The organism is Virgibacillus alimentarius (genome assembly GCF_017874635.1).
GTDB lineage: Bacteria > Bacillota > Bacilli > Bacillales > Amphibacillaceae > Virgibacillus_B > Virgibacillus_B alimentarius.
On record NZ_JAGIKX010000018.1, the window covers coordinates 20,518 to 32,942 of the forward strand.

General features: G+C 40.2%; 13 protein-coding genes. All 13 read right to left on the reverse strand.

Annotated features, from left to right (window positions below; all coding sequences use genetic code 11):
- The 13 genes from rplV to rpoC all read right to left on the reverse strand — a co-directional run bounded on the left by rplV (position 1) and on the right by rpoC (position 12,364).
- On the reverse strand, positions 1-342 hold the full coding sequence (rplV, locus tag J2Z81_RS09920; RefSeq protein ID WP_029266930.1) for a 50S ribosomal protein L22: 342 nt from the start codon (positions 340-342) through the stop codon (positions 1-3).
- Between the two features lie 18 nt (positions 343-360).
- A complete protein-coding gene (gene rpsS / locus J2Z81_RS09925) occupies positions 361-639 on the reverse strand; it encodes a 30S ribosomal protein S19 (protein ID WP_029266929.1) in 279 nt (92 codons plus the stop codon).
- A 56-nt stretch (positions 640-695) separates the two neighbouring features.
- Positions 696-1,532, reverse strand: a complete 837-nt coding sequence (gene rplB, locus J2Z81_RS09930) for a 50S ribosomal protein L2 (protein ID WP_226371260.1) — start codon at positions 1,530-1,532, stop codon at positions 696-698.
- Between the two features lie 27 nt (positions 1,533-1,559).
- Positions 1,560-1,847, reverse strand: coding sequence for a 50S ribosomal protein L23 (gene rplW / locus J2Z81_RS09935; RefSeq protein ID WP_029266926.1), 288 nt, complete (start codon positions 1,845-1,847; stop codon positions 1,560-1,562).
- Entirely contained in the window at positions 1,847-2,470 is a 624-nt protein-coding gene (gene rplD / locus J2Z81_RS09940; RefSeq protein WP_029266924.1) for a 50S ribosomal protein L4, read from the reverse strand. Before rplD ends, rplW begins: the two co-directional genes overlap by 1 nt.
- A 26-nt stretch (positions 2,471-2,496) precedes the next feature.
- A complete protein-coding gene (rplC, locus tag J2Z81_RS09945) occupies positions 2,497-3,126 on the reverse strand; it encodes a 50S ribosomal protein L3 (protein ID WP_029266922.1) in 630 nt (209 codons plus the stop codon).
- A gap of 30 nt (positions 3,127-3,156) precedes the next feature.
- Positions 3,157-3,465: a 30S ribosomal protein S10 gene (gene rpsJ, locus J2Z81_RS09950; RefSeq protein ID WP_029266921.1), complete on the reverse strand. Its 309-nt coding sequence runs from the start codon at positions 3,463-3,465 to the stop codon at positions 3,157-3,159.
- Between the two features lie 310 nt (positions 3,466-3,775).
- A complete protein-coding gene (gene tuf / locus J2Z81_RS09955; RefSeq protein ID WP_226371261.1) occupies positions 3,776-4,966 on the reverse strand; it encodes an elongation factor Tu in 1,191 nt (396 codons plus the stop codon).
- A 114-nt stretch (positions 4,967-5,080) separates the two neighbouring features.
- Complete coding sequence (gene fusA, locus J2Z81_RS09960) at positions 5,081-7,159, reverse strand: elongation factor G (protein ID WP_029266918.1); 2,079 nt, start codon at positions 7,157-7,159, stop codon at positions 5,081-5,083.
- 42 nt (positions 7,160-7,201) lie between these two features.
- Positions 7,202-7,672 carry a 30S ribosomal protein S7 gene (rpsG, locus tag J2Z81_RS09965; protein WP_029266917.1) on the reverse strand — a complete coding sequence of 157 codons (471 nt, stop codon included), beginning with the start codon at positions 7,670-7,672 and terminating at the stop codon, positions 7,202-7,204.
- 36 nt (positions 7,673-7,708) lie between these two features.
- Entirely contained in the window at positions 7,709-8,122 is a 414-nt protein-coding gene (gene rpsL / locus J2Z81_RS09970) for a 30S ribosomal protein S12 (protein ID WP_029266916.1), read from the reverse strand.
- Between the two features lie 158 nt (positions 8,123-8,280).
- Complete coding sequence (locus tag J2Z81_RS09975; protein ID WP_029266915.1) at positions 8,281-8,535, reverse strand: ribosomal L7Ae/L30e/S12e/Gadd45 family protein; 255 nt, start codon at positions 8,533-8,535, stop codon at positions 8,281-8,283.
- A 205-nt stretch (positions 8,536-8,740) separates the two neighbouring features.
- Positions 8,741-12,364, reverse strand: a complete 3,624-nt coding sequence (rpoC, locus tag J2Z81_RS09980) for a DNA-directed RNA polymerase subunit beta' (RefSeq protein ID WP_029266914.1) — start codon at positions 12,362-12,364, stop codon at positions 8,741-8,743.
- Between the last annotated feature and the right edge of the window lie 61 nt (positions 12,365-12,425).

Here is a 12,425-nt window from a genome sequence, read left to right on the forward strand (position 1 = left end):
CTATCCCTCCTTCTTTTCTGTAACAACCACTGTTACGTGGCTTGTGCGTTTGTTGATTTTACTTGCACGTCCTTGTGCACGTGGACGGAAACGTTTCAATGTTGCACCCTCATCTACAAATGCCTCTGAAATTACTAAGTTATCTGGATCCATTTCGTAATTGTGCTCTGCGTTTGCAATTGCAGAGTTTAAAAGTTTCTCTACAACTGGAGAAGCACCACGTTGTGTATGGCGCAGGATTGCAATTGCTTCGCCTACTTCTTTTCCTCGAATTAAATCGATAACCAAACGAACTTTACGAGGAGCTATACGAACAGATTTAGCAACGGCTTTAGCTTGCATGCTGAGTGCCTCCTCTCATTAGCGTTTTGTTTTCTTGTCATCGCCACTATGCCCTTTAAACGTACGGCTTGGCGCAAATTCACCTAACTTATGTCCGACCATATCTTCTGTTATATATACAGGTACGTGTTTACGTCCGTCATATACAGCTATAGTATGACCAACAAATGCTGGGAAAATAGTTGATCTACGTGACCATGTTTTAATAACTTGCTTTTTATCACTATCGTTTAATTTTTCAACTTTCGTTAATAAGTGATCATCTGCGAAAGGTCCCTTTTTTAAGCTACGACCCATGGATAAACCTCCTTTCAGAGTTGGGGAACGAATATTACTTTAATCATCTACATTCGTTATTTTTTGCGCTTACGTTCACGAACAATATATTTATTTGATGCTTTATTACGATGTCTTGTTTTGTAGCCAATTGTTGGTTGACCCCAAGGTGATAGAGGTGATTTACGTCCAATTGGTGTACGTCCTTCACCACCGCCATGCGGGTGATCAATTGGGTTCATAACAGATCCTCGTACAGTTGGGCGCTTGCCTAACCAGCGTGAACGTCCCGCTTTACCTACAGTGATAAGTTCATGTTCAATATTTCCTACTTGGCCAACTGTAGCGCGACATGTTGTAAGTATTAAACGAACTTCACCAGAAGATAAACGTACTAAGCTATATTTGCCGTCACGACCTAAGATTTGTGCTTCAGCTCCTGCCGAACGAGCTAATTGTCCACCACGCCCTGGTTTTAATTCTACGTTGTGAATGATAGTACCTACCGGGATACTTCCGAGTGGCAGAGCGTTACCTGTTTTAATATCAGCATTCTCACCAGACTCAATCACATGCCCAACTTTCAGCCCTTTTGGAGCTAAAATATAGCGTTTTTCTCCATCAACATAGTTAATTAGAGCAATATTTGCAGTACGGTTTGGATCGTACTCGATTGTAGCAACGCGTCCTCGTATTCCATCTTTGTCACGTTTAAAATCAATTAAACGATATTGGCGCTTATGCCCACCACCTTGATGACGCATAGTAATTCTGCCTTGGTTATTACGACCGCCACGTTTACTTTTTGAGCTTAATAAAGATTTCTCTGGAGTATCGGTTGTAATATCTGTGAAGTCTAAAACAGATTTGTTACGAGATCCATTCGATGTTGGTTTAAATTTTTTGATAGCCATCTTTTTCCCTCCCTTTCTATTCCTATATTAACCTTCAAAGAAGTCTAGTTCTTTACTATCTTCCGAAAGTTGAACGATAGCTTTTTTACGATCTGAACGGTAACCGCCATAACGGCCCATTCTCTTGAACTTACCTTTTATATTCATTGTGTTGACTTTAAGAACTTTAACACCAAAAACAGTTTCAACAGCCGTTTTGATTTCTGTTTTGTTTGCTTTTGGACTTACTTCGAACGTGTATTTTTTCTCTCCCATTAGATCAGCAGAGTGTTCTGTAATTACCGGGCGCTTAATAATATCACGTAGATCTGCCATTATGCAAGCACCTCCCCTGCTTTATCAGCTGCATCCTTTGTTAGGATCAACTTGTCATGCATAAGTAAATCTAATACATTTACTTCTTCCACAGTAAGTACTTTTACTGTTTGAAGATTGCTAGCTGAGCGAATTACATTTTCGTCTTTCTCGGAGACTACAATTAATGTTTTCCCGTCTACTTTAAGACCGTCAAGCATGTTAATTACTTGCTTTGTTTTTGGCGCATCGAATGAAAGACTTTCTAAAATAACGAGATTATCTTCTTTCGCTTTAGAAGAAAGTGCTGATTTCAATGCTAAACGTCGTACTTTTTTTGGTAACTTATAGCTGTAGCTACGTGGTGTTGGGCCAAACACAGTACCACCGCCTACCCATTGAGGGGAGCGAATAGAACCTTGACGAGCACGACCTGTTCCTTTTTGTCTCCATGGTTTACGGCCGCCGCCTCTAACTTCAGAGCGGTTTTTCACTGCATGAGTACCTTGCCTTAAAGAGGCTTGCTGCATAACTACCGCCTCACGCAATACATGTTCATTTGGCTCAATTCCAAAAACAGATTCATTTAGTTCTACATCTCCAGCTTGTGATCCATCTTGTTTAAAAAGTGCTACTTTAGGCATGACATATCCTCCCTTCGTATTTATAATTATTTAGCCTTTATTGTACTTGTGATTTTAACGTAAGATTTTTTTGCTCCAGGTACGTTTCCTTTAATTAATAAAAGATTTTTCTCTGCATCTACATTAACTATTTCTAGGTTTTGAATAGTTACTTGTTCAGAACCCATTTGTCCTGGAAGTTTCTTCCCCTTGAAAACCCGACTAGCATCAATCGGCCCCATTGAACCCGGTCCTCTGTGATAGTGGGAACCGTGACTCATTGGTCCACGATGTTGATTGTGACGTTTGATAGCACCTTGGAAACCTTTACCTTTCGTTGTTCCTGTCACATCAATTTTATCGCCAGTTTGAAAAACTTCTACGCTGATTTCTTGACCAACTTCATATTCATCAAGATTCGCGGTACGGATTTCACGAACGCAGCGCTTAGGGGCTGTATTTGCTTTTTCAGCATGACCTTTTTCCGCTTTATTTGTACGTGATCCTTTTTTATCAGCAAATCCGATTTGTAGTGCCTCATAGCCATCATTTTCGATTGTTCTTTTTTGCAAAACTACATTGGGCTCAGCCTGGATTACTGTTACAGGAGTTAGTTCTCCATTATCTGAAAAAAGCTGAGTCATGCCGATTTTACGACCTAAGATTCCTTTCGTCATCCGTTACACCTCCTATATTAAACATTCCTATTATAATTTAATTTCAATATCCACACCGGATGGTAAGTCAAGACGCATTAACGAATCAACAGTTTTTGGTGTTGGATCAACAATATCGATTAATCGCTTATGTGTACGCATTTCGAACTGTTCGCGCGCATCTTTATACTTATGCACTGAACGTAGCACTGTGTAAACATTCTTTTCTGTAGGTAGTGGAATCGGTCCAGAAACATTTGCACCGGAACGTTTCGCAGTGTCTACAATTTTCTCGGATGATTGATCCAAGATGCGATGGTCATAAGCCTTTAACCGAATTCGAATTTTTTCTTTTGCCATTACTTTCCCTCCTTCGTCGCCTATTTTAAAACAGACATTCTCCATGAAAATTTCTCGACCACCCGCCATGGCAAAGGGGCCGGGTGTGTCAACAACCTTTCATTTCATCGCCCATTTAGCCAACATTCTCATTATAAAGAATGTATACGGCTTTTGCAAGCCAATTTCAAAAAAGATCTATTAGATTGCACATCTATGTATTATACAAATTCAAAGGTGTAAATGCAAGGGATAGCAGTGATTTTTCATAAAAAAATATTACAAAAAGCAGATAGCGTTTCATTGCTATCTGCTTTTTAATTAATAGTTATTACTTTTCAATGCTAGTTACTACACCAGAACCAACAGTACGTCCACCTTCACGAATAGAGAAGCGTGTACCGTCTTCAATAGCGATTGGAGAAATTAGTTCAACAGCCATTTCAATGTTGTCTCCAGGCATTACCATTTCTACTCCCTCTGGTAATTCAATAACACCAGTTACGTCAGTAGTACGGAAGTAGAATTGTGGACGATAATTTTGGAAAAATGGAGTGTGACGTCCACCTTCTTCTTTAGATAGTACGTATACTTCTGATTTAAATTTTGTATGAGGAGTAATTGAACCTGGTTTTGCTAAAACTTGACCACGCTTAATATCTTCACGTGCAACACCACGTAATAGAGCACCAATGTTGTCTCCAGCTTCAGCATAGTCTAGTAGCTTACGGAACATTTCAACTCCTGTAACAGTAGATTTCTCAGCTTTTTCTGCAAGACCGATGATTTCAACCTCATCACCGACTTTAATTTGACCACGCTCAACACGGCCAGTTGCAACTGTACCACGGCCTGTAATAGAGAAAACGTCCTCTACTGGCATCATGAATGGCTTGTCAGTGTCACGCTCAGGTGTTGGAACATACTCGTCCACAGCAGCCATTAGTTCAACAATTTTTTCTTCATACTCTGCATCACCTTTAAGTGCCTTAAGAGCAGAACCTTTAACTACTGGTACATCATCACCAGGGAAGTCGTATTCTGTTAATAGATCACGTACTTCCATTTCTACTAGCTCTAGTAATTCTTCGTCATCAACCATATCAGTTTTGTTTAGGAATACAACGATTGATGGTACTCCAACGTTACGAGATAGTAGAATGTGCTCACGAGTTTGTGGCATAGGACCGTCAGCAGAAGATACTACTAGAATAGCGCCGTCCATTTGTGCCGCACCTGTGATCATATTCTTAACATAGTCAGCGTGTCCTGGGCAGTCTACGTGTGCATAGTGACGAGTTTCAGTTTCATACTCAACGTGAGAAGTTGCAATTGTGATTCCACGTTCTTTCTCTTCTGGTGCACCATCGATTTGGTCATAAGCCATTGCCCCACCAGTACCTGATTTTTTGTGCATTACAGTCGTAATTGCAGCAGTTAATGTAGTTTTACCATGGTCAACGTGACCAATAGTACCAATGTTTACGTGACTTTTTGAGCGATCAAATTTTTCTTTAGCCATTTATAATTCCTCCCTTTGGTTGAAAAAAGTTTTTTTGATTTTATTTTAGAGCGCAGTTATGTATGTAACTACGCCTCCAATCATTGTTATACTTTACATCTGTGAAAAAATCAATTATTCACCGACATTTTTCTTGATAATTTCGTCAGCAATACTTTTTGGAACCTCTTCATAATGATCAAAGACCATTGTAAACGTTCCACGGCCTTGTGTGTTTGAGCGAAGTGCAGTTGCATAACCAAACATTTCTGAAAGAGGAACAAATCCTTTAACAAGTTGTGCTGGTCCGCGAGCTTCCATACCTTCAACACGGCCTCGACGTGAAGTGACGTCACCCATAATGTCACCCATGTATTCTTCAGGGATAACAATTTCCACTTTCATCATCGGCTCTAATAAAACAGGATTACATTTATCTTTCGCTGCTTTTAACGCCATTGATCCGGCAATCTTAAATGCCATTTCATTGGAGTCAACGTCATGATAACTTCCATCATATAGTGTAGCTTTAACATCAATCATTGGGTAACCAGCTAACACACCATTTTCAAGTGATTCTTCAATACCAGATTGGACAGAAGGAATGTATTCACGAGGAACAACACCACCAACGATTTTGTTTACAAATTCAAAACCGGCTCCTTCTTCATTTGGCTCAAAGTTAACCCAAACGTGACCATATTGTCCACGTCCACCAGACTGACGAATGAACTTACCTTCTACTTCTGCTGCACTTCGGAATGTTTCTCGGTAAGCAACCTGTGGTGCACCAACATTTGCTTCTACTTTAAATTCACGTTTTAGACGGTCAACAATAACATCTAGGTGAAGTTCACCCATTCCAGAAATAATTGTCTGACCTGTTTCAACATTCGTCTCGGTAGTAAATGTTGGATCCTCTTCAGCTAGCTTTCCGAGTGCAATACCCATTTTGTCTTGGTCTGCCTTTGTTTTTGGTTCAATAGCAACACCAATAACTGGATCAGGGAAATCCATAGATTCAAGAATAACAAGGTTCTTCTCATCACATAGGGTATCCCCTGTTGATGTATCCTTCAAACCAACGCCTGCAACAATTTCTCCTGCATAAACGGTAGAAATTTCTTCACGAGAGTTTGCATGCATTTGCAGGATTCTTCCAATACGCTCTCTTTTGTCTTTTACAGAGTTTTTAACATAGGATCCTGAATTTAATGTTCCGGAGTATACTCGGAAGAATGTTAGTTTTCCAACATAAGGGTCTGTCATTACTTTAAACGCCAATGCTGAAAACGGTGCATCGTCACTAGATTCACGTGTAATTGTTTCTTCTGTACCAGGAACGATACCTTCAATTGCTGCAACGTCTGTTGGTGCTGGCAGATAATCAATTACGCCATCAAGCAATAGCTGAACACCTTTGTTTTTAAATGCTGAGCCGCAATAGACAGGGTAAAACTCAACTGCTAATGTTGCTCGGCGAATAGCATTTCTCAATTCATCATTGGAAATTTCTTCACCTTCAAGGTACTTCATCATTAGATCTTCATCAAGCTCAGCTACTGATTCAACTAAGTCTCCTCGCAATTCCTCTGCCTTCTCTTTATATTCATCAGGAATTTCACGAGATTCAGCTTTTCTTCCTAAGTCATCCAAATAATAATGTGCTTCCATATTAATCAGGTCAATAATACCTTCAAAATTGTCTTCAGCACCAATTGGCATCTGCACTGGATGCGCATTAGCTCCTAAGCGATCTTTCAAAGTACTAGTAGAATAAAGGAAGTCTGCGCCAACCTTATCCATTTTGTTAATGAAAACAATTCTTGGAACCCCGTATGTTGTTGCTTGACGCCATACAGTTTCAGTTTGTGGTTCCACACCAGACTGTGCATCAAGAACTGTTACCGCTCCATCGAGTACACGCAATGAGCGCTCAACTTCTACTGTGAAGTCTACGTGCCCAGGTGTATCAATGATATTAATACGATGGTCATTCCATTGAGCCGTAGTAGCTGCAGAAGTGATCGTAATTCCGCGGTCTTGCTCTTGTTCCATCCAGTCCATTTGTGAAGCACCTTCATGTGTTTCGCCAATTTTATGAATGCGTCCTGTATAGAAAAGAATACGCTCTGTAGTAGTGGTTTTTCCCGCATCAATGTGGGCCATGATACCGATATTGCGTGTCTTTTCCAAGGAGAACTCTCTTGCCATGTATTCTTCTCCTTTCTATAAAAGCTTATAGTGTAGTTTTTATTACCAGCGATAATGTGCAAATGCTTTATTCGCTTCTGCCATTTTATGCAATTCTTCACGTCTTTTAACGGAAGCGCCTGTATTATTTGATGCATCTAGAATCTCATTGGCTAGACGATCTTCCATTGTTTTTTCTCCACGTAGACGTGAATAATTAACAAGATAACGTAAACCTAATGCCTGACGTCTTTCAGGGCGAACCTCCATAGGAACTTGGTAGTTTGATCCCCCAACTCGGCGTGCGCGTACTTCAAGTACTGGCATTACGTTTTTCATTGCTTGTTCGAATACTTCCATCGGGTCTTGACCGCTTCTTTGTTTTACGAGTTCAAATGCTTTATAAAGAATTTTTTGTGCTATTCCACGCTTACCATCTAGCATTACCTGATTGATTAAGCGGGTAACTAATTTTGAATTATAAAGCGGATCTGGTAAGACATCGCGCTTAGGTACTGGTCCTTTACGAGGCATATGTCCCCCTCCTTTCTTTTTTATCTAAATTGCTTTTTATTTTTTGGGTTTTTTAGCACCGTATTTAGAACGGCCTTGTGCACGTCCTTCTACACCTGCAGTGTCAAGCGCACCTCTTACAATATGATAACGAACACCTGGTAAGTCTTTAACACGACCTCCACGAAGCAATACAACACTGTGTTCTTGTAGGTTGTGCCCGATTCCAGGGATATATGCAGTTACTTCCATATTATTTGATAGTCGTACACGTGCATATTTGCGAAGTGCTGAGTTCGGTTTCTTAGGTGTCAATGTACCAACACGAGTACAAACGCCACGTTTTTGTGGAGAGTTAAGGTTAGTGAATTGTTTTTTGAAACTGTTGTACCCTCTATTAAGCGCTGGAGAGTCATACTTTTTAGGCTTATTAACACGGCCTTTTCGAACAAGTTGATTAATTGTAGGCATTTTATTTTCCTCCTTTCTTCTTTATTACATATACTGCTATTAGAATTGTGTAAAATTAAAAACTAGTAACTATCTACATTATCAGGTTTGCTAATACCACACATCCAGGTGGTTCATCTTCCGGTAAAAAACAAAGTCTTCGCGTTGCTACGCCAAAACTAATGCTGTTTTACACCCGCTGTAGATGTAGCGACATCAACGCCACAAGCAGTTCCTAGCTTTTTCATTGAATCTACACGTTCACAAGGTATATTTAGCTCTTTTGCTAAATGAACTACCCTTTGTGTTAATTGTTGATCTGCATCATCAGCAATAAACACTTTACTTATTCCACCTTTTTTCATGGCTTTAAGTGTTTGTTTGGTTCCGATAACCATGTATGATTGAACCTGACTCACTTTTTCATAAGACATATCATATCCTCCAAAGTAACAAGTATAAATCGGAGCACCTTGAATATAGTATCATTACCTTTTTTTAATGTCAACTTAAATTTTACTATTTTTCATAAGTGCTTACCAACTTTTTGTCAATATTTGAGTTCTCAGGTATATCTCATTAAAGTGATATCGGAAAGGGGGAATTAGATAAGCCTAACCCCCACTAACCCATATTTTTCTATTTAATCGTTTCTGTTGTTTCTTCCGTCTCTTCTGCTTCGTCTGCTTCCGCCTCTGGATCATCTACATCAGCTTCTATTTTACGATACCTCTGCATACCGGTTCCAGCTGGTACAAGCTTACCGATAATGACGTTTTCTTTTAGTCCTAATAAATCATCGCGTTTTCCTTTGATGGCTGCATCTGTAAGGACTTTTGTTGTCTCTTGGAAGGATGCGGCTGATAAGAAGGAATCTGTCTCAAGAGATGCTTTTGTAATACCTAGCAACACCGGCTTACCAACTGCTGGTTGTTTACCTTCACGTAGCACCTCTTGGTTTGCCTCCTTGAATTGATGCAATTCAAGGAGTGAACCAGGTAGTACATCCGTATCCCCAGACTCTACTACTCTGATTTTACGCAACATTTGGCGAACCATTACTTCTACGTGTTTATCGCCAATTTCAACACCTTGCATACGATATACACGTTGAACTTCGCGCAGCAAGTAAGCTTGAACTCCTTCTACACCTTGTACCCGCAATAGCTCTTTCGGATCAACAGAGCCTTCCGTTAATTCTTGCCCTGCAATTACTTTATCACCTACAGATACTTTTAGACGAGCATTAAATGGAGCTGTGTACTCTCGTTGCTCTACTTCGCCCTGAACAACAATTTCCTGCTTATCCTTTCCTTCTTTGATTTCTTCAATTGTTCCAAAGATCTCACTAATGACAGATTGACCTTTTGGATTTCTCGCTTCAAATAGTTCCTGAATACGAGGTAAACCTTGCGTGATATCATCACCTGCAACACCACCAGTGTGGAATGTACGCATAGTCAGCTGTGTACCAGGCTCTCCAATAGATTGTGCAGCAATAATACCTACAGCCTCACCAACTTCGACTTCGTCACCCGTAGCAAGGTTGCGTCCATAACACTTCTGACAAACGCCATGTTTTGTATTACAAGTGAATGCAGATCGAATGGTTACTTGTTCAATACCAGCATCGATAATTTGTTTTGCTTGATCTTCAGATACAACTGTATCTTCTTCAGCAATTATTTGCCCAGTTTCAGGATGTTTAACTGTTTCAAATAGAGTACGTCCGATTAGACGATCAATTAATGGCTCAATTAGCTCTGTACCTACTGTTAATGCAGAAACTTTCAAGCCTCGGTCTGTACCACAATCCGCCTCACGGACAATAACATCCTGCGCAACGTCTACAAGACGTCTCGTTAAATATCCAGAGTCAGCTGTTTTAAGTGCTGTATCTGCTAAACCTTTTCGTGCTCCGTGTGTAGAGATAAAGTACTCTAGCACTGTCAGACCTTCACGGAAGCTGGATTTAATAGGCAACTCAATTATTTCACCAGCCGGGTTTGCCATCAGACCGCGCATACCAGCAAGCTGTGTAAAGTTAGAGGCGTTACCTCTCGCCCCTGAGTCACTCATCATAAAGATAGGGTTCGTGTCACTTAGGGACTTCATCAACTTGTCTTGAATCTCATCTTTCGCATCAGACCAAATTGCAATAACTCTGTCATAACGCTCTTCCTCCGTGATTAAACCTCTACGGAATGTTTTTTGTACGTTATCCACTTTAGTCTGTGCTTCATCTAAAATCTTTTCCTTTTCCCCTAACACCACGATATCAGAGACACCTACAGTCATCCCTGCTTTTGTAGAATAAGCAAAACCTAAGTCTTTCATGCGGTCCAGCATCTTAGATGTTTCACTGATTTTAAATCGCTTAAAGACCTCTGCAATAATATCTCCGAGGATACCTTTCTTAAACGGACCGATTAATTCACGTTTTTTTATTTCCTCTTTTACATCAATGTCCGTGTTTACAAAATACTTATCAGGTGTTTTTACTTCCAAGTTACTATTCGTTGGCTCGTTTATATACGGGAACGAATCCGGTAAGATTTCATTAAAGATTAATTTACCGACAGTAGTCAATAGCAATTGATCATGCTGTTCTTCGGTAAATGTTTTGTTGTCCAAGCTGCCTGCATCTACTGCAATCCTGCTATGCAGATGGACATATCCATTTTGATAAGACATTAAGGCCTCATCCGCATCTTTAAATATGCTTCCTTCACCAACTGCACCCTTACGTTCCAGCGTTAAATAATAGTTACCTAAAACCATATCTTGCGACGGTGTAACAACTGGTTTTCCATCTTTAGGGTTTAATATGTTTTGCGCTGCAAGCATTAAAATACGCGCTTCCGCTTGTGCCTCAGCAGATAATGGAACGTGGACTGCCATTTGGTCACCATCAAAGTCTGCATTATATGCCGTACAGACTAGAGGGTGCAAACGTATTGCACGTCCTTCTACTAGCTTAGGCTCAAAGGCTTGAATCCCCAGTCTGTGCAGAGTTGGTGCTCTGTTAAGCATGACAGGGTGTTCTTTGATAACCTCTTCTAGAATATCCCACACATCTGGATGGACACGCTCAATTTTACGTTTTGCCGATTTAATATTATGAGCAATCCCTTGCTCAACAAGTTCTTTCATAACAAATGGCTTAAATAATTCTAAAGCCATTTCTTTTGGCAAACCACATTCATACATTTTTAGATTAGGACCAACCACAATTACAGATCGTCCAGAATAATCCACGCGCTTCCCTAGTAAGTTCTGACGGAAACGCCCTTGCTTACCTTTTAGCATATGTGATAAGGATTTTAATGGGCGGTTTCCAGGACCTGTAACCGGACGGCCACGACGGCCATTATCAATTAACGCATCTACCGATTCTTGCAACATCCGTTTCTCGTTTTGCACAATAATACTAGGAGCCCCAAGATCTAGTAAACGCTTCAAGCGGTTATTTCGGTTAATAACTCTTCGATATAAATCATTTAAATCAGAAGTTGCAAATCGTCCACCATCAAGTTGAACCATCGGTCTGATCTCTGGAGGAATAATAGGTAAAACATCCAGAATCATCCAAGATGTATCATTGCCAGAGTTTCTAAAAGCCTCCATCACTTCCAGCCTTCTGATTGCACGTGTCCTACGCTGGCCTGAAACCGTATTAAGTTCTTCCTTCAAGGCTTCTACTTCTTTATCCAAATCAATATCCTGCAACAATTTTCTTATTGCTTCAGCACCCATTTGGGCTTTAAATGATTTTCCATATTTATCGTAATAAGTACGATATTCTTTTTCTGATAATAATTGTTTTTTCTCAAGGGGTGTATCGCCTGGATCCGTAACAATATATGCAGCAAAATAGATAACTTCCTCTAATGCTCTTGGAGACATGTCTAAAACAAGACCCATTCGGCTTGGGATCCCTTTAAAATACCAAATATGCGATACCGGAGCGGCAAGTTCTAAATGTCCCATTCGTTCACGACGAACTTTGGCCTTTGTAACTTCCACTCCGCACCGGTCACAAACGACTCCTTTATAGCGTACACGCTTATACTTACCGCAATGACATTCCCAGTCCTTTTGCGGGCCAAATATACGTTCACAAAACAAACCGTCTTTTTCTGGTTTCAAGGTACGATAGTTGATCGTTTCTGGTTTCTTTACTTCTCCATAAGACCAGGAGCGAATTTTCTCTGATGACGCTAACCCAATTTTCATATACTCAAAGTTATTTACATCTAACAAGGGGCCTACCTCCCTTTTTTTGTCCGATTTCACCCTAATTTATCTTCTTATCATTTTGTAT

What these genes read in the sequence shown, in the direction of transcription:
- rplV (WP_029266930.1), bottom strand. Translation starts at nt 342, where the DNA reads ATGCAAGCTAAAGCCGTTGCTAAATCTGTTCGTATAGCTCCTCGTAAA.
- rpsS (WP_029266929.1), bottom strand. Translation starts at nt 639, where the DNA reads ATGGGTCGTAGCTTAAAAAAGGGACCTTTCGCAGATGATCACTTATTA.
- rplB (WP_226371260.1), bottom strand. Translation starts at nt 1,532, where the DNA reads ATGGCTATCAAAAAATTTAAACCAACATCGAATGGATCTCGTAACAAA.
- rplW (WP_029266926.1), bottom strand. Translation starts at nt 1,847, where the DNA reads ATGGCAGATCTACGTGATATTATTAAGCGCCCGGTAATTACAGAACAC.
- rplD (WP_029266924.1), bottom strand. Translation starts at nt 2,470, where the DNA reads ATGCCTAAAGTAGCACTTTTTAAACAAGATGGATCACAAGCTGGAGAT.
- rplC (WP_029266922.1), bottom strand. Translation starts at nt 3,126, where the DNA reads ATGACGAAAGGAATCTTAGGTCGTAAAATCGGCATGACTCAGCTTTTT.
- rpsJ (WP_029266921.1), bottom strand. Translation starts at nt 3,465, where the DNA reads ATGGCAAAAGAAAAAATTCGAATTCGGTTAAAGGCTTATGACCATCGC.
- tuf (WP_226371261.1), bottom strand. Translation starts at nt 4,966, where the DNA reads ATGGCTAAAGAAAAATTTGATCGCTCAAAAAGTCACGTAAACATTGGT.
- fusA (WP_029266918.1), bottom strand. Translation starts at nt 7,159, where the DNA reads ATGGCAAGAGAGTTCTCCTTGGAAAAGACACGCAATATCGGTATCATG.
- rpsG (WP_029266917.1), bottom strand. Translation starts at nt 7,672, where the DNA reads ATGCCTCGTAAAGGACCAGTACCTAAGCGCGATGTCTTACCAGATCCG.
- rpsL (WP_029266916.1), bottom strand. Translation starts at nt 8,122, where the DNA reads ATGCCTACAATTAATCAACTTGTTCGAAAAGGCCGTGTTAATAAGCCT.
- J2Z81_RS09975 (WP_029266915.1), bottom strand. Translation starts at nt 8,535, where the DNA reads ATGTCTTATGAAAAAGTGAGTCAGGTTCAATCATACATGGTTATCGGA.